Annotated in this window: 19 protein-coding genes; 15 read left to right on the plus strand and 4 right to left on the minus strand. The window is 71.9% G+C overall.

Annotated elements, in window-relative coordinates:
- Window positions 1-47 precede the first annotated feature (47 nt).
- Window positions 48-1454, plus strand: a complete 1407-nt coding sequence (locus tag Q0Z83_RS01050) for a protein adenylyltransferase SelO (protein ID WP_317791856.1) — start codon at window positions 48-50, stop codon at window positions 1452-1454.
- A gap of 207 nt (window positions 1455-1661) precedes the next feature.
- Here the strand turns inward: Q0Z83_RS01050 and Q0Z83_RS01055 are convergent, their stop codons facing one another.
- A complete protein-coding gene (locus Q0Z83_RS01055; RefSeq protein WP_317791857.1) occupies window positions 1662-2324 on the minus strand; it encodes a hypothetical protein in 663 nt (220 codons plus the stop codon).
- A 496-nt stretch (window positions 2325-2820) separates the two neighbouring features.
- Window positions 2821-4239 (minus strand): aminotransferase-like domain-containing protein, encoded by a 1419-nt coding sequence (locus Q0Z83_RS01060; RefSeq protein WP_317791858.1) that lies wholly within the window; start codon window positions 4237-4239, stop codon window positions 2821-2823.
- Between Q0Z83_RS01060 and Q0Z83_RS01065 the strand changes: the two genes are divergently transcribed.
- The 7 genes from Q0Z83_RS01065 (at window position 4238) to Q0Z83_RS01095 (ending at window position 13487) form a co-directional block, all read left to right on the plus strand.
- Window positions 4238-5170, plus strand: coding sequence for a DMT family transporter (locus Q0Z83_RS01065; protein WP_317791859.1), 933 nt, complete (start codon window positions 4238-4240; stop codon window positions 5168-5170). The genes Q0Z83_RS01060 and Q0Z83_RS01065 overlap by 2 nt on opposite strands.
- A 29-nt stretch (window positions 5171-5199) precedes the next feature.
- On the plus strand, window positions 5200-6882 hold the full coding sequence (locus Q0Z83_RS01070) for an N-6 DNA methylase (protein WP_317791860.1): 1683 nt from the start codon (window positions 5200-5202) through the stop codon (window positions 6880-6882).
- A gap of 1116 nt (window positions 6883-7998) precedes the next feature.
- The gene (locus Q0Z83_RS55695) at window positions 7999-8505 is read left to right on the plus strand and encodes a ribonuclease H-like domain-containing protein (RefSeq protein ID WP_378079224.1); all 507 of its coding nucleotides are present in this window, start codon (window positions 7999-8001) and stop codon (window positions 8503-8505) included.
- A 241-nt stretch (window positions 8506-8746) separates the two neighbouring features.
- Window positions 8747-9919: an MFS transporter gene (locus Q0Z83_RS01080; RefSeq protein ID WP_317791862.1), complete on the plus strand. Its 1173-nt coding sequence runs from the start codon at window positions 8747-8749 to the stop codon at window positions 9917-9919.
- Window positions 9920-10058: 139 nt separating this feature from the next.
- Window positions 10059-10757, plus strand: coding sequence for a DedA family protein (locus tag Q0Z83_RS01085; RefSeq protein ID WP_317791863.1), 699 nt, complete (start codon window positions 10059-10061; stop codon window positions 10755-10757).
- A gap of 60 nt (window positions 10758-10817) precedes the next feature.
- Window positions 10818-11843, plus strand: a complete 1026-nt coding sequence (locus tag Q0Z83_RS01090; protein ID WP_317791864.1) for an aldo/keto reductase — start codon at window positions 10818-10820, stop codon at window positions 11841-11843.
- Window positions 11844-11885: 42 nt separating this feature from the next.
- Window positions 11886-13487, plus strand: coding sequence for a HAMP domain-containing methyl-accepting chemotaxis protein (locus Q0Z83_RS01095; protein WP_317791865.1), 1602 nt, complete (start codon window positions 11886-11888; stop codon window positions 13485-13487).
- Between the two features lie 9 nt (window positions 13488-13496).
- On the opposite strand, the gene Q0Z83_RS01100 is transcribed toward Q0Z83_RS01095, so the two are convergent.
- Window positions 13497-15707 carry a putative bifunctional diguanylate cyclase/phosphodiesterase gene (locus Q0Z83_RS01100; protein ID WP_317791866.1) on the minus strand — a complete coding sequence of 737 codons (2211 nt, stop codon included), beginning with the start codon at window positions 15705-15707 and terminating at the stop codon, window positions 13497-13499.
- 174 nt (window positions 15708-15881) lie between these two features.
- Here Q0Z83_RS01100 and Q0Z83_RS01105 point away from each other — a divergent pair, with 174 nt between their 5' ends.
- From Q0Z83_RS01105 to Q0Z83_RS01125, 5 genes are all read left to right on the plus strand, one after another.
- Window positions 15882-17516, plus strand: coding sequence for an ABC transporter substrate-binding protein (locus Q0Z83_RS01105; protein WP_317791867.1), 1635 nt, complete (start codon window positions 15882-15884; stop codon window positions 17514-17516).
- Window positions 17513-18457: an ABC transporter permease gene (locus Q0Z83_RS01110; RefSeq protein ID WP_317791868.1), complete on the plus strand. Its 945-nt coding sequence runs from the start codon at window positions 17513-17515 to the stop codon at window positions 18455-18457. The genes Q0Z83_RS01105 and Q0Z83_RS01110 overlap by 4 nt, the downstream gene beginning before the upstream one ends.
- The gene (locus Q0Z83_RS01115; protein ID WP_317791869.1) at window positions 18454-19281 is read left to right on the plus strand and encodes an ABC transporter permease; all 828 of its coding nucleotides are present in this window, start codon (window positions 18454-18456) and stop codon (window positions 19279-19281) included. The genes Q0Z83_RS01110 and Q0Z83_RS01115 overlap by 4 nt, the downstream gene beginning before the upstream one ends.
- A 97-nt stretch (window positions 19282-19378) precedes the next feature.
- Window positions 19379-20311, plus strand: coding sequence for an ABC transporter ATP-binding protein (locus tag Q0Z83_RS01120; RefSeq protein WP_317791870.1), 933 nt, complete (start codon window positions 19379-19381; stop codon window positions 20309-20311).
- Window positions 20311-21024, plus strand: coding sequence for an ABC transporter ATP-binding protein (locus Q0Z83_RS01125; protein WP_317791871.1), 714 nt, complete (start codon window positions 20311-20313; stop codon window positions 21022-21024). The genes Q0Z83_RS01120 and Q0Z83_RS01125 overlap by 1 nt, the downstream gene beginning before the upstream one ends.
- On the opposite strand, the gene Q0Z83_RS01130 is transcribed toward Q0Z83_RS01125, so the two are convergent.
- The gene (locus Q0Z83_RS01130) at window positions 21011-21598 is read right to left on the minus strand and encodes a TetR/AcrR family transcriptional regulator (RefSeq protein WP_317791872.1); all 588 of its coding nucleotides are present in this window, start codon (window positions 21596-21598) and stop codon (window positions 21011-21013) included. The genes Q0Z83_RS01125 and Q0Z83_RS01130 overlap by 14 nt on opposite strands.
- Window positions 21599-21678: 80 nt before the next feature.
- Here Q0Z83_RS01130 and Q0Z83_RS01135 point away from each other — a divergent pair, with 80 nt between their 5' ends.
- On the plus strand, window positions 21679-22131 hold the full coding sequence (locus Q0Z83_RS01135; protein WP_317791873.1) for a DUF3237 domain-containing protein: 453 nt from the start codon (window positions 21679-21681) through the stop codon (window positions 22129-22131).
- Between the two features lie 268 nt (window positions 22132-22399).
- A complete protein-coding gene (locus Q0Z83_RS01140; RefSeq protein ID WP_317791874.1) occupies window positions 22400-24058 on the plus strand; it encodes a CocE/NonD family hydrolase in 1659 nt (552 codons plus the stop codon).
- Window position 24059: the final 1 nt, after the last annotated feature.

Raw genomic sequence — 24059 nt, forward strand, 5'->3', positions numbered from 1 at the left:
GCCACCTCGGCGGGCCGGTCGGGGGTGGGCGACGTACCGTTGATCCGGTGAGTGACGTATCCGCGCCCGTCATCGCCCTCGCCCACCGGTTCGCCGATGAGCTGCCCGAGATGGCCGTCGCCTGGTCGGCCGCCGACGTGGCCGCACCCCGGCTGCTTGTGCTCAACGAACCGCTCGCCGCCGAGCTCGGCCTCGACCCGGAGTGGCTGCGCACCGATGACGGGCTGCGGTTCCTCACCGGCAACGCGCTGCCCGACGGTGCGAAGCCGGTCGCCCAGGCCTATGCGGGGCATCAGTTCGGTGGGTATTCGCCACGGCTCGGCGACGGGCGGGCGCTGCTGCTCGGCGAGCTCGGCGGGCGCGATCTGCACCTCAAGGGGTCGGGGCGGACACCGTTCGCGCGCGGCGGGGACGGGCTCGCCGCGGTCGGGCCGATGCTGCGCGAGTATGTGATCAGCGAGGCCATGCACGCGCTCGGCATCCCCACCACACGGTCACTCGCGGTGATCGCCACCGGTAAGAGCATCGTTCGGGAGAATCTCGCGCCCGGGGCGATCCTGGTCCGGGTCGCGGCCAGTCACCTGCGGGTCGGGAGTTTCCAGTTCGCTCGCGCGACCGGCGACGACGAGCTGCTCCGGCGGCTCGCCGGGCACGCCATCGCACGGCACTATCCGCAGGTGGACGGCCCGCTCGGGCTCTATCGGGCGGTGGTCGGCGCGCAGGCCGAACTCATCGCTCGATGGATGCTCACCGGCTTCATCCACGGCGTCATGAACACCGACAACATGACCATCTCCGGCGAGACCATCGACTACGGTCCGTGCGCATTCATGGATGCGTTCGACCCGGCCACCGTGTTCAGTTCCATCGACGAAGGTGGGCGGTATGCCTACGGCAATCAGCCCGGCATCGCCCAGTGGAACCTCGCCCGACTCGCGGAGGCGCTGCTCCCACTCTTCGACGACGATCAGGAGCAGGCGATCGGCCGGGCCACCGAGGCGCTCTCGGAGTTCCGGGGGCGGTATGCGGCGGCCACCCTGACCGGTTTCCGGGCCAAACTCGGCCTCACCGAGCGTGACGTCGATGACGCCGCGCTCACGTCGCTGACCGAGGATCTGCTCGCTCTCCTCAAGGCCGGCGGAGTCGATTTCACGTCATTCTTCCGGGACCTGGCCCGCGGCTCGGAGGGGGACGGCGAGCTCGCCGACTGGATCAAGCGGTGGCGTGCCCTCGGCCCCGACCACGAAGCCATGAACCGGGTCAATCCCCTCTACATCCCCCGCAACCACCTCGTCGAGGAGGCCCTCGCGGCGGCTACCGACGGTGACCTCGAACCACTCCACCGCCTCCTCGACGCGATCACCTCACCGTTCGACGAGCGCCCGGGCCTCGACCGCTTCACGGAACCGGGCCCACCGGACTTCGGCACCTACCGCACCTTCTGCGGGACATAACCCCTATTCGGTACGGCCACCGAGAGCGCCGTGGCTACCCCGCGACGTCCCGGTGGCGGCGCGGCCGCCAGCGCGTCTTTCGGGCGGAGGCGGTCCAAAGACCGGGTTGTGGTGACGCGCCGAAGACCACCGGCCGTCACACCCGCCTTCGGCGGGAAACCCGTGCCGGTGGTCCGGCAGCCGGCGCGGCCCGGTATGCGTCCGGGCTCAGGTGCGGTATCGCTCGATGTACTCCGCGGCCACCGCCGGCAGTTCGTCCTCGTCGTCCTCGGCGAAGAAGATCTCGTTCTCCAGCCAGTAGCGGCACAGGAACGCCTCGAACGACTCCGCGCAGAACTGGATCTCGTCGGGTTCCGCGGCCGGGTCCGGTTCGTCGCCGTGTGAGTACAGGTCGACCGTGCAGACCACGGCATGTTCCGAGCCGTCCTCGGTCAGGTACAGATACCAGAACAGACAGCCCTGCTGGTCGGCCAGGAACCGGATCAGGTGACCCTTCCCGGTCGGCGACGGCACCGAGCCGACGTCCAGATCCAGATAGCAGGCGGTGGACGAGCGCACTCGCTCCTGCAGTTCCGGGGTGCTCATGAATCGTACGAAAGAATCCGGAAGGGCCAGCCCGGCAGCCTCGCAAGCCGACCGCAGCAGCGGAAGCTCCTCGTGCGTCCCGCCGTTTTCGTTGATCGCCCATGCGTCGTGGGCCGCCTGCTCACGCAGCCAGCCGAAATCGCCGTTCAACGAGAACGGCAGCGGCGGCAGTTCCGCGAACGAATACCGCCCATAGGTTCCCACGTCCGGCCGGGCCGCCACTCCTGCCGACGCCAACCCGGTACCCCACCACGACGCCGGAAACGGCGCCTCCTCAGCCTTCATGGCCGCCATCCTGCCGATCTTGCAGGCCCGCCCGCCAGTGCCGTCCCGACCCACCAGCTGTTCGTGGTCGCTGCCATCGGCCCGTCAGCACAGCCCCGACCATCAGCTGCTTTGCCGGCTGGCGCCGAGGGCAGTCGTCGGGCCGTCGAAGCAGCCCTGAGCGCCAGCTGGAGTGGGCAGCTGCTGGTGAGGAGCTGTCGTCGGGTTGTCGGGGGCAGCCCCGCGGACCAGCTGGGGCAGGCGACTGGCGCCGAGGGCTGTCGTCAGGCCGCAAGCGCAGCCCTCAGCGCCGGCCGGCGGTGAGTGTTTCGCTGGCTGTAAGAGCTTTTGTCGGGTTTCTCGGGTAACCCTCAACGCTGGCAAAGGGGCGAGGGCTTGGGTGGCTTTCAAGGTGTTTGTGGGGTTTGTCGGGGCAGCCCTCAGCGCCAGCTGGGAGTGAAGGGTCGGCTGGTGGTGAGGGCTGTTGTCGGGGTGTCGGGGCGGCTCTGGGGGCCGGCTACGTCTTCGGGCTTCGGGGGAGGGCGGTGGCCAGGCGGCGGACGGCCTCGTCCATGGCCGACGGGGGTGCCGCCGCGTAAGTGAGGCGCAGGTGTGGGGACGGGGGCTCGGCGGCGTGCCAGGGGCGGCCCGGGAAGACGGTCACGCCTGCCGTGGCCGCGGTGGCCGCCACCGCCACGTCGTCGGTGCCCGGTGGCAGCGGGGACCACAGGTGCAGGCCGCCGGCCGGGACGGCCGTCGGGAGCAGGGCCGGCAGGTGGCGGGTCAGGGCGGTCAGGAGGGCTTCGCGGCGGGTGCGGAGTTCGGTGCGCAGGCGACGGCGGTGCCGGGACCAGGCCGGGCTCGTCACGAATTCGATCGTGGCCTGCTGCAGGGGACCCGCCACGAAGAAGTCGTCGAGCAGGCGGGCGGCCCGGAGGCGGGCTCCGGCCGGGCCCCGGGCGCCCAGCGCGGCGACCCGCAGACCGGGCGCCGCCGACTTCGTCAAGGAACGCAGGTAGACGACGTGGCCGTCGGGATCGGTGGCAGCCAGCGGCGGCGGCGGGTCGCCGTCGATCGTCAGGTCGCGGGCGTAGTCGTCCTCGATCAGGAACGCGCCCGCCGCGTGGATCGCGGCCAGCACCGCGGGACGCCGAGCGGGCGACAGGGTGGCGCCGGTCGGGTTCGCGTGGAGTGGCTGGCAGTAGAAGAGCCGCGCGCCGGTACGGGTGAACGCCGCCGCCAACTGATCGGGCCGGACACCGTCGCGGTCGGCCGGGACCGGTACCACCCGCAGACCGGCGGCATGCGCGGCGGCCAGGGCCCCGAGGTAGGTGGGCGACTCGACGAGCAGGGTGTCGCCGGGTTCGGTGAGGGCCCGCAGCGCCGACGACAACGCCGCCTGCCCGCCGGGACAGATCACCATGTCGGCGGCTTGGAGCCCGTCGCCGGACGACGGCTGCGTCTCGCGGGCGAACCAGGCGCGTAGGTCATCCCGCCCCTCGACCGGCCCCCGCTGCCAGACGGCCGGCTGCCGAGCCGCCCGAGCCAGTGCGGCACCCAGGGCGGCGGCCGGCTGGAGATCGGCGTCGAGATAACCACCGGTCAGCGGAATCGTGCCGGACGGCGGTAACGCCAGTAACGCCTGCATCTCCTCCTCACCGAACCGGCGCGGCCCGAGCGCGACCGTCTGCCACGACAGGTCGGGCGGCGACAGTGGTGCCACGGGACGGGCGGCGACGAACGTCCCCCGCCCGGACCGGGTTTCCACCAGGCCCTCCGCGACGAGCTGCCGGATCGCCGCGGCCACCGTGACCGGGGACGCCTGATGCCGGTCGGTCAGCTCCCGCACCGACGGCAGGCGGGTCCCGGCCGCAGCGGCACCGGCCAGGCCGCGCAGCTCTTGGACCACCCGATCGGCTGCGTTACTGTTGAACATGAGAGACAAGAGTAGCGCTACTGCCGCCGGGGCGATAACACTCGGTGCGCTGGGTGTCCTCGCCTTCAGCATGTCGCTGCCCGCCACCCGGGTCGCCGTGCAGCAACTCGACCCGTGGTTCGTCGCGTTCGGCCGGGCGGTCGGGGCCGCCGCGCTCGCCGCGGCCTATCTGCGGTTCAGCGGGGCGCCCCGGCCCTCTCGGGAGCAGTGGCGCCGACTGACGATCGTGGCGCTCGGGGTGGTGGCCGGGTTCCCGCTGTTCACCTCCCTCGCGCTGACCAGCCAGACCTCGGCGCACGGGGCGGTCGTCATCGCCCTGCTGCCGGCCACCACCGCGGTGCTCGCCGTGTTGCGGGCGGGGGAGCGGCCGCCGGCGCTGTTCTGGATCGCCAGTGCGAGCGGGCTGGTCGCGGTGCTGACGTTCCTGGTGGTCAGTGGAACCGTGCGGGGCGGTGTGACGGTCACCGATCTCTATCTGCTCACGGCTGTCGGCCTGTGCGGACTGGGCTACGCCGAGGGTGGCATGCTGGCCCGGGAACTCGGCGGTGCCCGTACCATCTGTTGGGCTTTGATCGTGGCGCTGCCGGTGACCGTGCCGTTGACGCTGGCCGCCGCCGTCGCTGATCCGCCGCAGGCGGGCCCGGCGGGCTGGGCGGCGTTCGGATATCTCACCGTGGTGTCGATGTTCTTGGGGTTCTTCGCCTGGTATGCCGGGCTCGCCCGCGGTGGGATCGCCCGGGTCGGGCAGATCCAGCTCGTCCAGCCGGTGCTCACCCTGCTGTGGTCGGCGCTGTTCCTGGGCGAGCAGGTCGGTCTGTGGTCGTTCGGCGCGGCCCTGATCGTGCTCGTGTTCGTGGTGCTGACGCAGAGGTCGCGGGCGACCCTGTCGAAGGATTCGTATGTTGACACTGTCATGGCTGAGAGTCGTTAGATCGCTGGTCAACCTGTAAAGTCTGGCTCGTGACCGGGCCGACACCGAGCAGATTGATCTCCGCCGCCGAGGTGGCGCGCCTGGCCGGCGTCACCCGCGCGGCGGTCTCCAACTGGCGCCGCCGCCACCCCGACTTCCCGGAGCCGGTCGGTGGCGGGCGCAACGCCCTGTTCGCCCTGACCGACATCACCGCCTGGCTCGACTCGCAACGCAAGAACACCGACGTGTCCGACGAGGTGCTGGTCTGGCAGGAGCTGCGCGCCCTGCACGGCGAGGACATGATCAGCGCGGTCGCCGAGGTCGCGACAATCCTCACCGAAGCGGCGGCGGGGCGGTTCGGCGAGCCGGGAGGGCAGGCGGAGCGGATCAGCGCGGCCGAAGCGGCTGCGGGGCGGATCGGCGCGGCCGAAGGGGCGGCGGGGCGGCTCGACGAGGCGTCTCGGAGGCGGCTGCTGGCGATGGCCGAGGAGACCTCGGCCGCCGCGGTGGTCACCGCGTTCACCGACCGCCTGATCTCGTCCGGTACGGCGATGACGTCAACACACCTGGCCGAGGCGGTCGCCCGGTTCGCCGGACCGGTCGACGGCACCGTGTTCGACCCGGCCGCCGGCGCGGGCACCCTGCTGCTGGCCTGCGCCGCCACCCGGCACGTCGGTCAGGACGCCGATCCGGCCGCCGTCACCCTGACCCGCGCGCGTGCCCGGCTCGTCGACGCCGAATTGGAGATGCGGACCGGCGACTCGCTCCAGGCCGACGCGTGGCCGTCCCTGCGGGCCGAGCTGGTGGTCTGCGATCCGCCGGCCGGGCTCACCGACTGGGGACGCGACAGTCTGTTGCTGGACCGGCGCTGGGAATTCGGCATTCCCACGAAAGCGGAGACCGAACTGGCGTGGCTGCAACACTGCTACGCGCACACCGCACCGGGCGGAAAGGTCGTCTTCGTGATGCCGCCGTCGGTCGCCTATCGCCGGGCCGGTAAACGCATCAGGTCGGAACTGCTGCGGGCGGGCGTTCTGGAAACGGTGGTGGCGCTGCCGCCCGGAATGGTGGCGTCGCACGCCCAGCCCGTACATCTGTGGATTCTCCGTCGTCTCGCCGACGGTGCGCGGCCCGCCTCGTCGGTGCGGCTGGTCGATCTGTCGGCCGCCGACCCGGCCGGTCCGTTCGAAGCCGAATCGTCGCAGTACACGGACGTCCCGGTGATCGATCTGCTGGACGAGTCGGTCGACCTGACCCCGGCCGCGCACCTGTCCGCGGGCCTGTCCGGGCAGGCCGAGGAATACGCGGGCGCCCGCGCCGGAATTCACGAACTGGCCGCCCGGATAGCCGCGCTGATACCCGAACTAACGGCTGGCAACGGCACGATCGAGGGCGGCACGTTACGGATCGCCGACCTGGCCCGCGCCGGTCTCGTCGACATCGACGACAGGGGCGCCACCTCGGCCAGCGACCAATTGGACACCGACTATCTACGCGGATTCCTGCGCGGCCCGGCCAACACCGCCCGGAACACCAGCAGCAGCGGCACCTACCGGGCCGACGTCCGCGGCGCACGCATTCCGCAGATGGAGATCGAGGAGCAGCGGCGGTACGGGGCGGCGTTCCGGGCCCTCGACGAGACCGAGGCGCTGTTGCGTGAACTGCACACGCTCGGCCTCGACGCCGTCGCCCGTGCCCGGGACGGGCTGACCTCCGGAACTCTGCGTCCCTGACTTGAGACCGATTCTGCTCAGCGGCTACGCCGCCAAGTCCTGCGCGCGGGCCGTCCACAACGCGTACGACCCGACCGTGCCCCGGCCCGAGGTGCGGGTCACGCCGGAGATGCAGGCCCTCTTCGACGCCGGCGTCGACTTCGAGACCGAGGTCCTGGACATGTGGGCGGCGCTCGACCTGCCCGGATACGTCGACCTGCGTGACCTCGACGGCGACAAACACGTCCACATCGGCGCGACGATCGGCGCCATGCGGGCCGGCGCGGCGATCATCGTCGGCGGCCGGCTGCCCGACGACCACGACGGCGCCCGTACCGGCAAACCCGACATCCTGCTGCGGGACGACGACCGCGGATACCACCCGGCGGACATCAAGGCCCACCACGTCCTCGACCGGAAGCACGACAATGCGCCGGCGAGCACCCTCAAGGCGCCGGCCTGGCGCGACGCGGTGCCGCTGCCCGACGGCGGGGCCCGGCACCGCGAGGAGGACCTGCTCCAACTCGCCCACTACTGGCGCATGCTCGAGGCCTGCGGCCATGCGGCCGGACAACCCCGCGGCGCGATCTGCGGCACGGACCGGCCCGGCGATCCGATTCTGATCTGGTACGACCTGAGTGCCCCCGCCTTCCGCACCTTCTCCCGCACCGGCGGGGTGGCCACCCGCAGCGCCCTGGAACGGTACGACCACGAGCACGGGTTCCGCCGCCGGATCGCCGACGCGGCCCGGCAGCGGCGGGGCGCGCCGGACGACCCGGCGCCCCTGGTCGAGCCGATCGGCCAGGAGGAGTGCGCGGGCTGTCGCTGGGCGCCGGTCTGTGTGGACACGCTGCCCGCCGGGGATCTCAGCGCCGAACTCCGGGGCGCCCTCGGCGTACGCGAATATCTCGCCCTCCGCGCCGCGGGTGTGCACACCGTCGACGATCTCGCCGCCGAGGATCCGGCCGAGCTGCTCGCCGGGTTGTACGGCGGGGAGGTCGGCCACCTGCGGACCCGCGCGTTCCGGCTGCGTAAGGCGGTCACCGCGGCTCAGCTGGCCCGGGACGGGCTGATCGTGCGCCGGCGGGACGGGCGCGACCTGCCGTACGCGGACGTCGAGGTGGACATCGACGTCGAATGGGGCGCCGACGACGTCGTCTACCTGTGGGGCTGCTGGTCACCGAGGAGGGCGTCGCCACGTACACCCCGTTCGTCGATTTCGCGGCGACCGACGAGGAACGTCTGGCCCGCGCCTGCCTGGACCACCTGGCCGCCGTCGCGGCCGACGCCGCCGCCCGCGGCCGCAGCCTGCTCGTCTTCCACTACGCGTCGCCGGAGCCGCGGCACGCCCGCCGCTTCCCGCCGCTGCCCGACGGGCCCGCCCACCCGGACGCCTGGATCGACCTGTTGCCGCTGGTCCGGGCCGCGGTCGACTCCCGCGCCGGACACGGCCTCAAGATCATCGCCCGGCACGGCGCCGGGCACGTCTGGCGCGACACCGACCCCGGCGGGCTGCAATCCCAAACCTGGCATGCGGCGGCCCGCGAGGGCGATCCGGTCGCCGCCCGGCGGCTGCTCGACTACAACGAGGACGACGTACGGGCGACGCGCGCCGTCCGCGAATGGCTTAGGGTGCGGGAATGAACCCGGTCCAGGCCATCGCCGCCGCCTACGCGCGGTGGATGACGCCTGACCTGCCGTTGTACGGCAACGACCACGACCGGGCCGACTTCGCTCCCTGACATCCGGCGCGCCTGCCTGCCGCGTTCCCGGCCGCCCCCGGCGGCGATGGTGCGTGACCGCTTTCGCCGGCCGCACTCCCGTCGCCGTTGCGGCCGGGGTCCGCGACCGCCATCCGTCAGTCTCTAACCCGGAGCGATCCGACATGCCTTCCCTCAGCACCGTGCTGCGCGCGAAACACGTGCGCGCCCTGCTCGTCTCCAGCCAGACCGGCCGTCTGCCGATGGCCGCCGCCCCGCTCGCCCTCCTGCTCTACGCCCGCGAGGTGCACGGCCTCACCCTCGCCGGGCTGGTCGTCGCCGCGTACACGGCGGGCATGGCGGTCAGCGCACCCCTGCTCGCCCGGATCGTCGACCGCTGGCGGCAACCACCGGTGCTGTGGGGGTCCGCGCTGCTGTCCGGCGTCGGATTCGTCGCCGTCGCCGTCGGCGACCACCGCATCCCGATCATGATCGCCGGAGCGGTTCTCGCCGGCTTCGGGACACCACCGCTGGAAGCCTGCCTGCGCGCCCTCTGGCCGGCCCTCGTCCCGGCCGACAGTGTGGCCGCCGCCTACTCCCTGGACCTCGCCGTCCAGGAGGTCATCTACGTGACCGGCCCCCTGGTCACGCTCGCCGCCGTCGGCCTAGCCGGACCCGCCGCCGGACTCCTGGTGATGGCCGTACTCCAACTCGTCGGCGTCGCCGGATTCGCCCTCACCCCGGTCGTGCGCACCTGGCGCGGCGAAGCCGGTGTCCGACACTGGGCGGGCCCCCTTCGCGTACCCAGGTTCGTCGTCATCGTCGCCGGCGTGATCTGTGCCGGCGCCGCCGTAGGCAGTCTGCCCGTCGTGGTCACCGGCTACGCCGAAGCCGCCGGGAGCCGCTCCCTCAGCGGCTGGCTCCTCGCCGCCCAAGCCGTCGGCGCTCTCACCGGTGGCCTGCTCTACACCCGCGCCAAACCCGGCGGCCCCGGCCGGCTGCCCCTCGCCGCATGCGCGTTCGCCCTCGGCTACCTGCCGTTGCTGCTGGTCCCCGGCCCGATACCGATGGCGGCCCTGCTCGCGGTCAGCGGCCTGGCCCTGCCCCCGCTGCTCACCGCGGTCTTCCTCACCGCCGACCGGCTGACCCCACCCGGAACCGCGGTCGAAGCCTTCGCCTGGATCATCACCGCCTTCACCGTGGGCAGCGCGGCGGGTGCGGCCGTCACCGGCCCCCTGGTCGCCGAGGGCATCCGGTACGCCTTCACCTTCGCCCCCTTGGCCGGAGCGGTCGCGGTGTTCGCCATGACCGCCGCGTCCCTCCCGCTGTCCCGCCCCGCCCCCGCCCACCACCGATGACCCCGGCCCCGCGGTACCGGAGGCGCAGGCCGACACGGTGGGTCGGGGTTCGATCACGGGGGTGACTTGTGGCGTCTTCGTGGATGTCATTCCGGCGCCGTTCGGGGGTGCGACTGTCGGCGGGGCGGGGGAGGTGCCGATGCCGCATGTCGATCTGCCGGTCCTGGGCGGCTGGGTGCTGGTGGCCGTGTTCACGTTCGTGGTGCTCGATGCGCTGCTGCCGTTCATGCCCGGTGAGACCGCCGTCGTGGCCAGTGGAGTCGCGGTCGCGGAGTACGGACGGGGGCCGTTGGCGGTGCTCGCGGTGCTGGCCGCCGCTACCGCTGGAGTGCTCGGGGGCGACCTTCTCGCGTACCGCCTCGGGGGTCGCAGTGGGCCTGCGGTGACCCGCCGCCTGCGGCGAGGGAACCGGGGCGCCGCACTGCACGACCAGGTGGTCTCGGTGATGCGGCGGCATGGTCCGTTTCTGCTGGTCTTCGGGCGATATCTGCCGGGGGTACGGTCGGTGACCGCCTACACCGCCGGGATGGTCCGGTTCGCGCTCCCCAGGTTTGTGACGTTCACGCTGGTCGGCGGGCTGTTGTGGACCGGGCAGGCGCTGCTGCTCGGCTATCTGGGCGGGGTCGCGTTCGCCGGGAGCCCGTTCGCGGGTCTCTGTGCGGGCTGGCTGGCCGCCGCACTGCTGAGTGGCGCCGCCCTGCTGGGCCGGCGCCTGCTGTCGCCGGCCAGAGGCCGCACGGAAAGGCCGGACCGAGCGACCACGGCGGAGAATTCAGCCCGAGAGGTTGCGCAGGGGGCGGTCCAAGAGGCCGCGGCGTCAATCCGGTTGCGGCGGTGAAGCGGAAGTCGACGGTCGGGTTTGACCTGGAGCGCGCTCCAGGTTTTAGCGTCGATGAACATGAGCACAACGCGTATCGGAACCATCGAACTGGGACGGACCGGCGAGCAGGTCAGCAGCCTCGCGCTGGGGGCGATGCAGATGGGTAGCGCCACAGCCGAGCCGGAGGCGGTCCGGATTCTGGACCGCTACCGGGAGTCGGGCGGTTCGTTCGTGGACACCGCGGACTGCTACGAGTGGTGGTCCCGGCCGGGCAGCCGGGGCGGCGAGAGTGAGGAGCTGCTCGGCCGCTGGATGCGGGAGCGTGCCAACCGGGACGAGATCTTCCTGGCCACGAAGGGCACGGCGCTGCCGGAGTACTCCCCGGATCTGTGGGCGGCCGACGGCACCCCGGACTGGGAGCTGGCCCGCCGGACGTTCGCCGGAGCGGGCGCCGACACGCTGCGGCACGCGCTGGACGGCAGCCTGCGGCGTCTCGGGGTGGACCACATCGACCTGTACTACGTGCACGTCGACGACCGGGCGACGCCGTTGGAGGAGACCCTGGAGGCGCTGGCCGGGCTGGTGTCGGCTGGCAAGGTCCGCTATCTTGGCTGGTCGAACGTGCGGACCTGGCGGCTGGAGCGGATCCGGCAGCTGTGTGACAGGTACGGCTGGCCGGCCCCGGTCGCGGTGCAGCAGCAGCATTCGTACCTGCGTCGGCGGGCCGGGCTGAGCAACGCGTCGATCGTCGACGACGAGCAGATGGACTACCTGACCGAGCATCGGGATCTGACGCTGGTCGCCTATTCGCCGATCGTGAAGGGTGTCTACGACGATCCGGCGCGGCGGGCCGAGCACTGGATGATGGGCTCGTACGCCGGACCGGACGCCGACGCCCGCCTGGACGTGGTGACCGGGCTGGCCGCCGAGCTCGGGGTGACCCCGAACCAGCTGGTCCTGGCGTGGCTGCTGCACCAGTCGGAGCCGCCGGTGCTGCCGCTGATCGGGCCGCGTACCCGGGAGCAGTTCGAGAATCTGGTGCCCGCGCTCGGTCTCAAGCTGGACGCCGAGCAGCTGGCCCGGCTCGACCGGGCCGGAGCATGAAATTCCCGACTTAAAAATCAGAAAACGGTATTAGCTAGAGACATGGCGCGTAAGGGTGGCTGGGCCGACCTGCCGGTTCTGATGAAGGTGTTGTGCACGGTGCTGGTCGCGGCGCTCGCCGCGGCCATCGCCGGCACCGTCGGGGTGATCAAGCTGGGCGAGGTCGACGAGGCCGGTGGCGGCATCTTCGAGCGAAACCTGATCCCGGCGGTACGACTGGCGGACGTCGACGGTCTCACCAACGAGATCCGCGCGACCGCCCTACGGCATGTGATCTCGACCCAGGCCGCCGAGATGGCCGATCGTGAGCAGGAGATCGAACAGTTCCGCGACGAGTTGGAAGCCGCCTGGGCCGAATACCGCAAGAGCCCTGAGGTCGAAGGTGAGGCCGAGGTACGGCAGCAGTTCGAGGCCGCGTTGGCCGAGATGCTGGCGGCGGCCGACGACCACCTGCTGCCGGCGAGCCGGCAGATGCGGACGGCGGACGCCGCGAAAGCCGAGAAAGAGCTCTTCGACCCGGCGTTCGACAAGGTCAGCGATGCGCTCGGCGCCCTCAGCGAGATCCAGGAGAAGGAGGGTACGGCAGGTGCCGCCCATGCGCAGGACGCGTACCTGTCGGCCCGTACTCAGTTGATCGTCATCCTGCTCGTCGGCATGGTGCTGGCGCTGGGCGTGGGCGTCTACGTGGCCCGGTCGGTGAGCGGCGGGCTGGCCCGGGTGGTGGCCGCGCTGCGCCGGGTGGAGCAGGGCGACCTGACGGCGACCGCCGACGTGCCCGGGCGGGACGAGGTGGGCCAGCTGGCGTCGGCGCTGAACGCGACGGCGGCCCGCCTGCGGTCGGTGATCGGCGGTGACATGTCGCGGACCGCGGTGAGCCTGTCGGCGGCCGCCGAGGAGTTGGCCGCGGTGGCCGCGCAACTGCAGGCCGGCGCGGGTGACGCGGCGACCAAGGCGACCACCGCGTCCCGGGCGTCGGAGGAGGTCAACGCCGGGGTGCAGTCGATCGCCGCGGGTGCCGACGAGATGAGCGCCTCGATCACCGAGATCGCCTCCAACGCCGGGCAGGCCGCGCAGGTGGCCACCAAGGCGATGTCGGTCGCCGAGCGGACCAACGCGCAGGTGGCCGAGCTGGGCGAGGCGAGCGCCGAGATCGGCGAGGTGGTCAAGCTGATCACCAGCATCGCCGAGCAGACGAACCTGCTGGCCCTGAACGCGACGATCGAGGCGGCCCGGGCCGGTGAGTTGGGCAAGGGCTTCGCGGTGGTGGCCGGTGAGGTCAAGGAGCTGGCCCAGCAGACCGCGAAGGCGACCGAGGAGATCACCGCCCGGATCGCCGCCATCCAGTCGTCGAGCACCGCGGCGGCCTCGGCGATCGCCGAGATCACCGAGGTGATCGGGCTGATCGGGGACTACACGACGACCATCGCGTCGGCGGTCGAGGAGCAGACCGCGACCACCGCCGAGATGAGCCGGTCGGTGGCCGAGGCGGCCGGGAACAGCGGTGACGTGGCGGCGACCGTCGGTGGGGTGGCCGACGTGGCGGCGGCGACCGCGGACGGGGCGCGGACCACCCAGCAGGCGGCCGACGAACTGACCCGGCTGGCGTCGGACCTGACCGCGATCGTGGGCGGATTCCGCCACTGAGGAGGCGGCTCAGGCCCCGATCGCGGCCGGCGCGGTCAGGATCTCCAGGATTCCGGTGGCGTCGACCGGGTGGGCCAGCAGGTAGCCCTGGGCGTACTCGCAGCCGAGTTCGGCCAGGACGGCCAGGTCGGCGTGGTCGTCGACGCCCTCGGCCAGCGACGACATGCCGAGCGCGTGCGCCATCCCGATCATGGCGTCGGCCAGCGCGCGCCGGGCCGGGTCGGCGGCGATCCCGTTCACGAACGTGTGATCGATCTTGACGGTGTCCCAGGCGTGGTCGGCGACCCGGGCCATCGACGAGTAGCCGGTGCCGAAGTCGTCGACGGCGATCTGCACGCCGGCGCGACGCAGCGGGCCGAGCGCGGCCTCGACGGTCTCCGGCATGGCCAGGCCCATCTCGGTGAGTTCCAGGGTGAGCGCGGACGGCGGGGTGCCGGCCCGGTCGAGCGCGGCCAGGACCACCTCGGCGGTGCCGGTTTCGAGCTGGCGCGGTGACAGGTTGACCGCGATCGGCACCCAGCGGCCGGTCCGGTTGTACCAGGTCCGCTGCTCGTGCAGGGATTCCTCGAGGACCACCGCGAACAGCTGGCCGACCGTGCCGGTGGCCTCGGCGACCCCGACGAAGGCGGCCGGCAGTAGGACCCCGTCGGTCGGGTGCTGCCAGCGGGCCAGTGCCTCGACCGAGCTGAGGCTGCCGTCGTCGACCCGGAACACCGGCTGGTAGACGCAGAACAGCTCACCCGGGTGGGCGAGCGCGCGGCGGAAGTCGGCGTCCCGGCGCAGCCGCCGGGTCGCCTCGGTTCGGCTCTGCACGTCGAAGCGGACCATACGACCCCGCCCGGCCGCCTTGGCCTGGTACATCGCGGTGTCGGCGTCCTGCAGCAGGCTCTCCGGGTCGGCGTTGAGCTGGTCGGTGGTGCGCAGCCCGATGGAGAGCGAGGCGAAGAACTCGCTGCCGTCGGCGAGGCGCATCGGCCGGGCCAGTTCGGCGGCGACCCGGTCGGCGACCGTGGCGGCCTCGTCCTCGGTGACCGACGGCATCAGGATGACGAACTCGTCGCCGCCGAGCCGGCAGGCCGTGTCGCCGGGACGGACCGCGCCGTGCAGTCGGGTGGCGATGGCGACGAGCAGTTGGTCACCGGCGTCGTGGCCGAGGCTGTCGTTGACGTTCTTGAAGTGGTCGAGGTCGCAGAAGAGCAGGCCGACCCGGGCCGTGCCGTCGGGTGGCAGCGAGGCCAGAGCGAGGGCGAGCCGGTCCATCAGCAGTGCCCGGTTGGCCAGGCCGGTGAGCGCGTCGTGGCCGACCCGGCGGGCCAGGTCGTGGATCGGCGTGATCAGGCGCATCGCGACCAGGGCGACCGATGTCCAGGTGCCGACCACGAGCGCGGTGTCCGAGCCGGCTTCCCAGAACAGGTGCAGGCTGGGCAGCACGAGCGCGGCGCCGAAGAGGGTGAGCGCCCGGGTCACGGTGAGCGTGCTGACCGTCGAGTGGCGGGGTTTGGTGTAGACCATCGACGGGTGCAGGCCGGCCGTGGCGATCAGGATCGGCATGGCCATCCAGCCCAGATCGATCAGCTTGCCCTCGACGTACGTGCCGGTCAGCACCTGATGGGTGTAGAGGGCGTCCGAGACGAACCACGCGATCAGTCCGCCGACCAGCCATCGGACGCCGGGGGCGCGTAGCTCGACGCCGAGGGCCAAGGCGAGCGCGCAGTAGAGCACGACCAGGGTGCTGGCCGGGGCGGAGACCGCGACGAACCGGGCCAGGGCGGTGCCGCCCTCGGTGACCAGCGGGTTCACCACGAGCAGCCAGGCGATGCTGGCGAACGGGGCGAGGATGACCGCCGAGTCGAGGAACGCGGTCCGGCCGGAGCGGGCCGCGAGCATCGCCGCGCCGGCCGCGATGGCCAGGTGGGCGACCAGGTAGAGGGCGTCGGCGACGGACGGGAACGGCGGGTTCGTGCCGTCCAGCGAGTACAGCGCGAAGATCAGGTCGCCGATGCCGGAGAGCGCCAGTCCGAGCACGATGACCTGCCAGCCGCCCCGCCGTTGGGGCGCGTTGCGCTGGAGTCCGATCCAGGTGGCGATCGGCGCGGTGCAGTTGACCAGCACGTACACCCAGCGTGAGGCGGAGTGGAACGGCGTCAGCACATATGCCGTCGCCGCTGTCGAAGCGAGCACCAGGTAGATCCACCACAGGTGGCGGAGGAACCCGCTCATACGCATGCCGGACCAATCGGCCAGCGGGGGGCTGGGGCGAGGACAACCAGGGTTCTTCGTCAGCACGATACCCCGCCGACGAGCGCAATCAATAGTTGATTTCCAGGATTGACAATCTATGGCTCGGCGCGGAAACCTGAGGCGGACACCACACCGCCCGCTCAGGGGGAACCCGTGAAGCTCATATCTGGAACGGCGACGACGCTGCTGCTCGGCCTCACCCTGACCGCCTGCTCGGGCGGCCAGGGCGCCGGCCCGGCCGCCGCACCCGCGATCACGCTCGTCGAGACCACCCCGGCCGCCACCGGCGACGTGGCCGAGGTGACCTGGGCGCTGCCCGCCGGCGAACCCGCCTCACTCGACCCGGCCCGCACCGGCGACTACTCGGCCAACACCGTCGGCACCAACCTCTGCGAGAGCCTGCTGCGCCTGGAGACCGACTACTCCACCAGCCCCGGCCTGGCCAGTGGCATCGTCCAGAAGGACCCGCTCACCGTGGTGATCACCCTGCGCGACGGCGTCACCTTCTGGGACGGCAGCCCACTCACCGCCGACGACGTCGTCTACAGCCTCAGCCGCCACATGGACCCGAAACTCGCCTCCTACGCGGCGCACGTCTACGCCAACGTCGCCGCCATCGAGAAGACCGGCGACCTCGAGGTCACCGTCGAGTTCAAGACCCCCGACATGCAGTTCGTCCCGGACCTGGCCGGCGTTCCCGGCGCCATCGTGCAGAAGGCCTTCACGTCAAAGGCCGGACCCGCATTCGGTACGGCCACCGGCGGCCTGATGTGCACCGGCCCGTTCCGGCTCGCCGGCTGGCAGAGCGGCCAGAAGATCACCCTGACACGCAACGACACCTACTGGGACAGCGCCGGTAAGGCGAAGGCCGCGGCGTTCGACTTCGTCTTCCTGACCGACAGCAGCACCCTGACCAGTGCCCTGCTCGCCGGCGAGGTCGACGGGGTCTACGGCGCCCCGGTCGGCAGCATCGCCGCACTGCAGCGCTCGGACGCGGGCAGGCTGTACTTCGGGCCGAGCACCGAGACGTTCAGCCTCGGCGCGGTGGCCGCCGACGGTCCGGCCGCCGACCCGCGGATCCGGCAGGCCCTCGACCTGGCGATCGACAAGACCGCGTTCGTGGCCGGCGTGCTCAAGGGCGCCGGGGAGCCGCTGAAGACCTTCACCCCGCCGCTGTCCTGGCGGGGCAGTCCGGCCAGGAGTGTCTACGACGCGGGCTACGCCGCCCTCCCGGACACCTCGAAAGCCGACCTGGACGCCGCGAAGAAGCTGGTCACCGAGGCCGCCCCGAGCCGGACCGCGCTGGTCATCGCCATCCCGGCCGGCGACCAGTCGCTGCTGCAGACGGCCACCATCGCCCAGGCCGCCGCCCGGCAGATCGGCCTCGACCTGGCCGTGCGGCAGCTGCAACCGGCCGAGTTCGCCGGACTCTTCTACGACCCCGGACTGCGGCAGGGCATCGACTTCATCGCCACCACCGGATACCTCGAAGTGCCGGGCGCGCTCTACTACGCACCGGGTTTCGTGCTCGAGGGCGCCGCGTTCAACTGGACGAACTACCGGGACCCGGGCGTCACCGCGAACATCGTCGGCGCCGTCTCGGAGACCGACCCGGCGAAATCGGCGGAGAGATTCGTCGCCGCGCAGGCCGTCTTCGCACCGGCCAGGCTCCAGATCACCCTGGCCGGCTCCTACAACCGGCTGTTCCTGAACAAGCGCATCACCGGCGCGCCCGCCTCCTTCTCCTACATCAGCTCCGCGTGGGCCGCACGGGTCGGCGCACCGTGACCGGGTTCGTCGTCCGCAAGCTGGCCGGGGTGGTGACCACCGTCGCGGTGGCCAGCCTGGTGATCTTCGGGGCGTTGTACCTGGCCCCCGGCGACCCGGCCGGCCTGCTGGCCGGGGGCAACCAGCCCAGTCCGGCCGCGCTGGCCGAGATCCGCGCCCGCTACCACCTCGACGAGCCGTTCCCGGCGCAGTACTGGTCCTGGCTGTCCGGGCTGCTCAGCGGCGACCCGGGCACCTCGATGGTGCTCAAGGAGCCGGTCACGGCGCTGATCGGGGCGCGCCTGGGCACCACGGTGCTGCTGGTCGCGTACGCCGCCCTCCTGATCTTGATCTTGGGGGTGGCCTTCGGGGTCGTCGCCGCGGTCGGCGGCCGGCGGGTCGACCTGGCGCTCACGGTGATCACCACGGTGCTGATGGCGGCACCCGCGTTCGTCGCCGCCATCCTGCTGATCTGGCTGTTCGCGACCACCCTGTCGTGGTTCCCGGTCTACGGGTCGGGCACCGGGTTCACCGACCGCCTCCATCACCTGACGCTCCCGGCACTGGCGCTGACCGGCGGCTATCTGGCCTACGTCAGCCGGATCACCCGCGCCGAGGTCCGCGCCGAACTCGCCGCCGACCACGTCGCCGCCGCCCGGATCCGCGGGCTGCCGCGCTGGACTGTGCTGCGCCGACACGTGCTGCGCAACGCCGCCCCGCCGATCGTCGCGGTCTCCGGTGTCACGGTGGCCGGGCTGTTCGCCGCGACCGCGGTGGCCGAGCAGGCGTTCGGGGTGGCCGGACTGGGTTCGCTGCTGGTGCAGAGCGCCGCCCGCCAGGACGTGATCGTCGTGCAGGCATTGTCGTTGCTGCTGGTCACCGTGTTCGTCGTGGTGAACATGCTGGTCGACGTGCTCAACGCGGCCCTCGACCCGCGCCTGGCCCGGGAGGGGGCGGCATGACCGCGCTCTCGATCCCCGGGGTCCGTCGGGCCGTTCCGTTCGCCGCCGTCATCTGCGCCCTCGTCGTTCTCGTGGCGGTCCTCGCGCCGTGGATCGCGCCCTACGACCCGAACGCGCTCGACCCACTCGACGCCTACGCGCCGTTCTCCGCGGCGCACCCACTCGGCACCGACGACCTCGGCCGCGACCTGCTGTCCCGGCTGATCCACGGCTCGCGGACCAGCCTGGCCGGCCCGCTGATCGTGGTGCTGGCCGCGGGCACCGTCGGCGCGACGGTGGCGATCGTCGCGGCCTGGTCCGGCGGCTGGTTCGACGCGCTGCTCTCCCGGGCGCTGGACGTGCTGTTCGCGTTCCCCGGCCTGGTCCTCGCGATCACCGTGGCGGCCCTGTTCGGCAGTGGTTTCGTCACCCCGGTGGTGGCGCTGTCGCTGGCGTTCGTGCCGGTCATCGCCCGGGTGATGCGGGCCGCGGCACTGCGTGAACGCAACCTGCCCTACATCGAGGCGCTGCGCGTGCAGGGCTTCGGCGCCTGGCACATCTGCTTGCGTCACCTGGTCCCGAACCTCGCCCCGCTGCTGATGGTCCAGGCCGCCATCGGCTTCGGCTACGCCATGATCGACCTGGCGTCGATCTCGTTCCTCGGCCTGGGTCTGCAACCACCGGCCGCCGACTGGGGCTTGATGATCGCGAACGGTCAGCCGTCCATCCTCGCGGGCTTCCCGCAGCAGTCCATCGCGGCCGCGGTCGCGGTGGTGATCACCGTGGTCGCCTTCACCGCCGTCGCGGAACGGTTGGCCACGCGTTTCGGAGGCGAGGTCCGGTGAGGCGGCTCGAATCGGAACGGCCGGCGTTTCGGCGGTGCGGTCCGGTGAGGCGGCTCGAATCGGAACGGCCGGCCACGCGTTTCGGAGGTGACGTCCGTTGACGCTGTTGACGCTCGATCGGTTGGCCCTCGCCATCGACGGCCGGCCGGTCCTCAGACAGGTGTCCCTCGACGTCGCCGCCGGTGAGGCGGTCGGTCTGGTCGGTGAGTCCGGCTCGGGCAAGTCGATGACCGTCAAGTCGGTGGTGCGACTGTTGCCACCCGGTGCCACGGTCGGCGGGACGGTCCGGTTCGACGGCGCCGACGTCCATGCCCTGAACGCGGCCGGGCTCCGGCGAATGCGGTCCCGGGACGTCGCCATGGTCTTCCAGGACCCGCGCGCCGTCGTCAATCCGGTGCGCACGGTCGGCGACTTCCTCACCGAGGTGCTGCGCGACCAGGGCATGCCGCGGGGCGCGGCCATCGAGAAAGCCGTCCGGTCACTGTCCGAGGTCGGCGTCGGCGATGCCGGGCGACGGTTGACTCAGCGGCCGTACGAGCTGAGCGGCGGCCTGCTCCAGCGGGTGGTGATCGCGGCCGCCCTGCTCACCGAACCGCGCCTGATCCTGGCCGACGAACCGACCACCGCCCTGGACGTGACCACCCAGGAGGAGGTGGTGGCGATCCTCGACGAGCAGCGTCGCCTCCGCGGGACCGCGCTCCTGTTCATCACCCACGACCTGGAACTGGCCGCGGCCGTCTGCGACCGGATCGCCGTCATGTACGCGGGCGAGATCGTCGAGATCCTGCCCGCGGCCCGGCTGCACGACGACGCCCGGCACCCGTACACCCGGGCGCTGCTCGCGGCCCGGCCCGGCGCGGTCGCCCCCGGACAGCGGCTGCTCACCGTGCCCGGCACCCCGCAGTCGGCGCTGACCGCCCCGGCCGGCTGCGTCTTCGCCGACCGCTGCCCACACGCCGAGGCCCGATGCCGCGACGAACGGCCGGTCTTCACCGGCTCGGCCGCCTGCCACCTGCTGGAGGTGCTCTGATGCTGGAAGTGCGTGACCTGCGCAAAGAGTTCAAGGGCGGGATCGCGGTCGACGGGGTCAGCTTCACCGTGCCGGCCGGTGGCTCGCTGGCCGTGGTCGGCGAATCCGGCTCCGGCAAGACCACCTGCGCCCGGATCGTCACCGGGTTGGAGAAGGCCACCTCCGGGACGGTCACCCGGCACGGCTCGGTCCAGATGGTGTTCCAGGACCCGTACCAGAGCCTCGATCGTCGCCAGACGGTCCGCGGTTGCCTGGCCGAGGTCCTCGCCCACCACCGCAAGGACCCGGCCCGGATCGGTGAGCTGCTCGACCTGGTCGGCCTGGACCGGCGGCTCGCCGACGCGCTGCCCCGGCACCTGTCCGGTGGGCAGCGGCAGCGGGTGGCGATCGCCCGGGCCCTGGCCGCCGAGCCGCGACTGCTGGTGCTCGACGAGGCGGTCGCCGCGCTCGACGTCTCGATCCAGGCGCAGATCCTGAACCTGCTGGTCGACGCGCGGGCCGCGACCGGGGTGGCCTACCTGTTCATCACCCACGACCTGTCGGTGGTGCGGCACGTCTGCGACGAGGTGGTGGTGATGTCGCGCGGGCGGGTCGTCGAGTCCGGGCCGGTGGAGCGGGTGCTGGGCCGGCCGGAACACGAATACACCCGCCGGCTGGTGGCCTCGGTGCCCCGGCCCGGCTGGGTCCCGGCGCGGGCGGTCAGTCGTGGCTGAGCCGTTCCAGCAGCTGCTCAGCCGCGGTCCGGATCAGGCCGCCGGACGCCACCGGCAGCTGCAGCTCGGCCATCGTCGAGTTGCCCAGGGCGAGACACCACAGGCCGTACGCCACCGAGCGCCGTGCCCCGGGCGAGGCCCTCGGGTACTCGGCGGCCAGCGCCTGCTCGACCGCCTGCACCGCCTGCAGATAGCGCTCCTGAAGGGTGGCCCGGATGCTGTCGTCGGTGATCCCGGCCGTGATCAGCTCGCGGATCACCGTGTCGTCGTCGCCGATCGGCAGGAACCCGCTGCTGAACAGGTAGTCCATCGCGATCGGCAGCTTCTCCCGGTCGGGCGCCGCGGCGATCTTGCCGGTGAACTCGGCCTCATAGCCGGTGTAGAGCCAGTTCGCGAAGGCACGCAGCAGGTCGTCGCGGTTGCCGACGTAGTGCCGGACGTGGCTGCGGCTCAGCCCGGACTCCTCGGCGACCCGCTCCAGGGTCGTCCCGGCCAGGCCGTGTTTCTGCAGGCAGCGAGCGGTCGCCTGCATGATCTGCTCGGTCCGCTCGGTGGCCATGCTCGGACGCCCCACGTCGCCTCCCCCTCCCGGGTCAGTGTGCCCGCCGTACAGCCTAATTGATTGTCATTATGGAAAAGAAAACGAGGTTGTTGATGTCCGAACTGCCTGACCCTCGGTTGGTGTTCGCCTTCGAGGCGCGGGTCGACGTCGGTGCGACCGTGCACATCGGGCGCGGCCTGGACTTCACCCCGATCACCGGTGGCACCGTCCACGGCCCCCGCCTGTCCGGCCGGGTACTGGCCGGTGGCGGCGACTGGTCCACCACCCACGACGGGGTCACCGAACTCGACGCGCACTACCTGCTCCAGGCCGACGACGGGGCGGTCATCGACATCCGCAACCGCGGGTTCTGGCGGGCCACCCCGGAGATCGACGCCCGGGTCGAGGCGGGGGAGGACCTGCCGGAGACCGACTACTACTACCGGACCAGCCCGGTGTTCCGCACCGACGTTCCGCAACATCGCGGGCTCGCCGAATCGGTGTTCGTGGGGCTGGCCCGGGGTGAGCGCGGGCAGGTCTGCATCCGTTTCTTCGAGGTGCTCTGACATGACCGCCTGCACCGAACGGCAACCACCGCCACCGAATCGCGACGCTGCAGGTGAGGGCCAGAAGGGCATGTCGAAGGAGGCACAGCCATGACCGCCTGCACCGAACGGCAACCACCGCCACCGAATCGCGACGCTGCGGGTGAGGGCCAGAAGGGCATGTCGAAGGGGGTACAGCCATGACCGCCTGCACCGAACGGCAACCACCGCCACCGAATCGCGACGCTGCGGGTGAGGGCCAGAAGGGCATGTCGAAGGAGGCACAGCCATGACCATCTCCGTGCAGCGGACCGGGCCGGGGCCGCTCTCTCCCGACGCCACCCAGTACATGGTGCGGATGCGCGACGGTGTGCATCTGGCCACCGACGTCTACCTGCCGGCCGGTGACATCGAGCCCGGACCGACCGTGCTCACCCGGCTGCCGTACGACAAGTGCGGCGAGTACACGTTCATGCCGCGGATCGCCGCCTACTTCACCGCCCGCGGCTACCGGATGGTCGTGCAGGACGTGCGCGGCAAATTCCGCTCCGAGGGTGAGACGCTGCTCTTCGTCAACGAGGCGTACGACGGGTACGACACCCTGGACTGGGTGATCAACCAGCCGTGGTCGGACGGGACCGTCGGGATGTGGGGCGACTCGTACTACGGCTACACCCAGTGGGCGGCCGCGTCGACCGGGCATCCGGCCCTCAAGGCGATGGTGCCCCGGGTCACCGGCACCCGGCTCGGTGAGCTGCCGGTCCCCGTTCCGGGTCGGCGCACCCACGACGTCGAGATGTCGGTGCACCGGTTCTACCCCCTGTCGATGTTCCACGACCGGGACATCCTGGACTGGGCGATCGACTGGACCCGGCGGCCGCTCGCCGCGCAGGTCGAGGAGTTCTTCACCGCCGTCGGCAGCCGATCCGCGTCGTACGACCTGTGGTTCCCGCACCCGGTCAGCCTGCGCCGCTTCCCGGCCGGGAGCCCGTTCGACGCGCCCGCCGTGCCGGTGCTGATGACCATCGGGTGGTGGGACAACTGCGCGCCCTGGCAGTGGTCCGACCACCGGGAGCTGCAGCGGCGGCCGGGCTGGGCGCGCAACGAATACCTGCTGCTCGAAGCCATCGACCACGAGAACACCAGCCACTTCGAACCCGGGGTGCCGGCGTCGGTGGATCGGATGGCGGCGCGCTACCTGGACCCGGCGATCGAGTTCTTCGACGTGTTCCTGCGCGGGGCCGACGCCGACATCCCCCGCGTGCGGTGGCAGTTGGCCAACACCGGGGACCCGACACTGCGCTCCTCGCCGGTGTGGCCGCCGGCTGCGGCGTACCCCCTGGTGTGGCGGTTGGCCGACGCCGGGGAAACGGCGAGCGGACCGGCGGGCGGAACCCTTGAACCGGTCTCCGCCGCCGCGGCCGCCCCGGCCGGGGGCGTCGCGGTCTGGACCCACGACGCCGCCGACCCGGTGCCCTCGCCGGTGACCGACCCCTTCGCCTTCCTGCGCGAATTCCCGGACGAGCGGCATCTCGCCGAACGGTCCGACGTGCTGGTCTTCACCGCGGCGCCGGTGACCGGGCCGCTCGACCTGGCCGGGCCGATCCGCCTCGACGCCGTGATCGGCTCGGACGGGCCCGAGATGGACCTGTTCGTGCGGCTCACCGACGTCGCCCCGGACGGTGCCACCCGCCTCGTCGCCCGCGGCCAGCAGACCGTCCTGGACCCGGGCGACGCCTTCGCCGTGACGATCGATCTCGGTCACACCGGTTACCGGCTGCCCGCCGGCCACGCGCTGCGGCTCACCCTGGCCAGCTCGGACGCGCCCGAGTTCGTGCCCGCTCCGGGCACCGGCGAGCACCGCTGGACGGCCGCCGAGACCATCCCCAACCAGCAGCGCCTGCACCTCGGCGCCACCCGCCTGACCTGCACCGTCCTCCCCTGCTGAG

This window comes from Actinoplanes sichuanensis, assembly GCF_033097365.1.
Lineage (GTDB): Bacteria > Actinomycetota > Actinomycetes > Mycobacteriales > Micromonosporaceae > Actinoplanes > Actinoplanes sichuanensis.

Coding starts and splice junctions, on each gene's coding strand:
- Q0Z83_RS01055 (WP_317791857.1), bottom strand. CDS start 2,324: ATGAAGGCTGAGGAGGCGCCGTTTCCGGCGTCGTGGTGGGGTACCGGG.
- Q0Z83_RS01065 (WP_317791859.1), top strand. CDS start 4,238: ATGAGAGACAAGAGTAGCGCTACTGCCGCCGGGGCGATAACACTCGGT.
- Q0Z83_RS01060 (WP_317791858.1), bottom strand. CDS start 4,239: ATGTTCAACAGTAACGCAGCCGATCGGGTGGTCCAAGAGCTGCGCGGC.
- Q0Z83_RS55695 (WP_378079224.1), top strand. CDS start 7,999: ATGGGGCGCCGACGACGTCGTCTACCTGTGGGGCTGCTGGTCACCGAG.
- Q0Z83_RS01080 (WP_317791862.1), top strand. CDS start 8,747: ATGCCTTCCCTCAGCACCGTGCTGCGCGCGAAACACGTGCGCGCCCTG.
- Q0Z83_RS01085 (WP_317791863.1), top strand. CDS start 10,059: ATGCCGCATGTCGATCTGCCGGTCCTGGGCGGCTGGGTGCTGGTGGCC.
- Q0Z83_RS01090 (WP_317791864.1), top strand. CDS start 10,818: ATGAGCACAACGCGTATCGGAACCATCGAACTGGGACGGACCGGCGAG.
- Q0Z83_RS01095 (WP_317791865.1), top strand. CDS start 11,886: ATGGCGCGTAAGGGTGGCTGGGCCGACCTGCCGGTTCTGATGAAGGTG.
- Q0Z83_RS01100 (WP_317791866.1), bottom strand. CDS start 15,707: ATGAGCGGGTTCCTCCGCCACCTGTGGTGGATCTACCTGGTGCTCGCT.
- Q0Z83_RS01115 (WP_317791869.1), top strand. CDS start 18,454: ATGACCGCGCTCTCGATCCCCGGGGTCCGTCGGGCCGTTCCGTTCGCC.
- Q0Z83_RS01125 (WP_317791871.1), top strand. CDS start 20,311: ATGCTGGAAGTGCGTGACCTGCGCAAAGAGTTCAAGGGCGGGATCGCG.
- Q0Z83_RS01135 (WP_317791873.1), top strand. CDS start 21,679: ATGTCCGAACTGCCTGACCCTCGGTTGGTGTTCGCCTTCGAGGCGCGG.
- Q0Z83_RS01140 (WP_317791874.1), top strand. CDS start 22,400: ATGACCATCTCCGTGCAGCGGACCGGGCCGGGGCCGCTCTCTCCCGAC.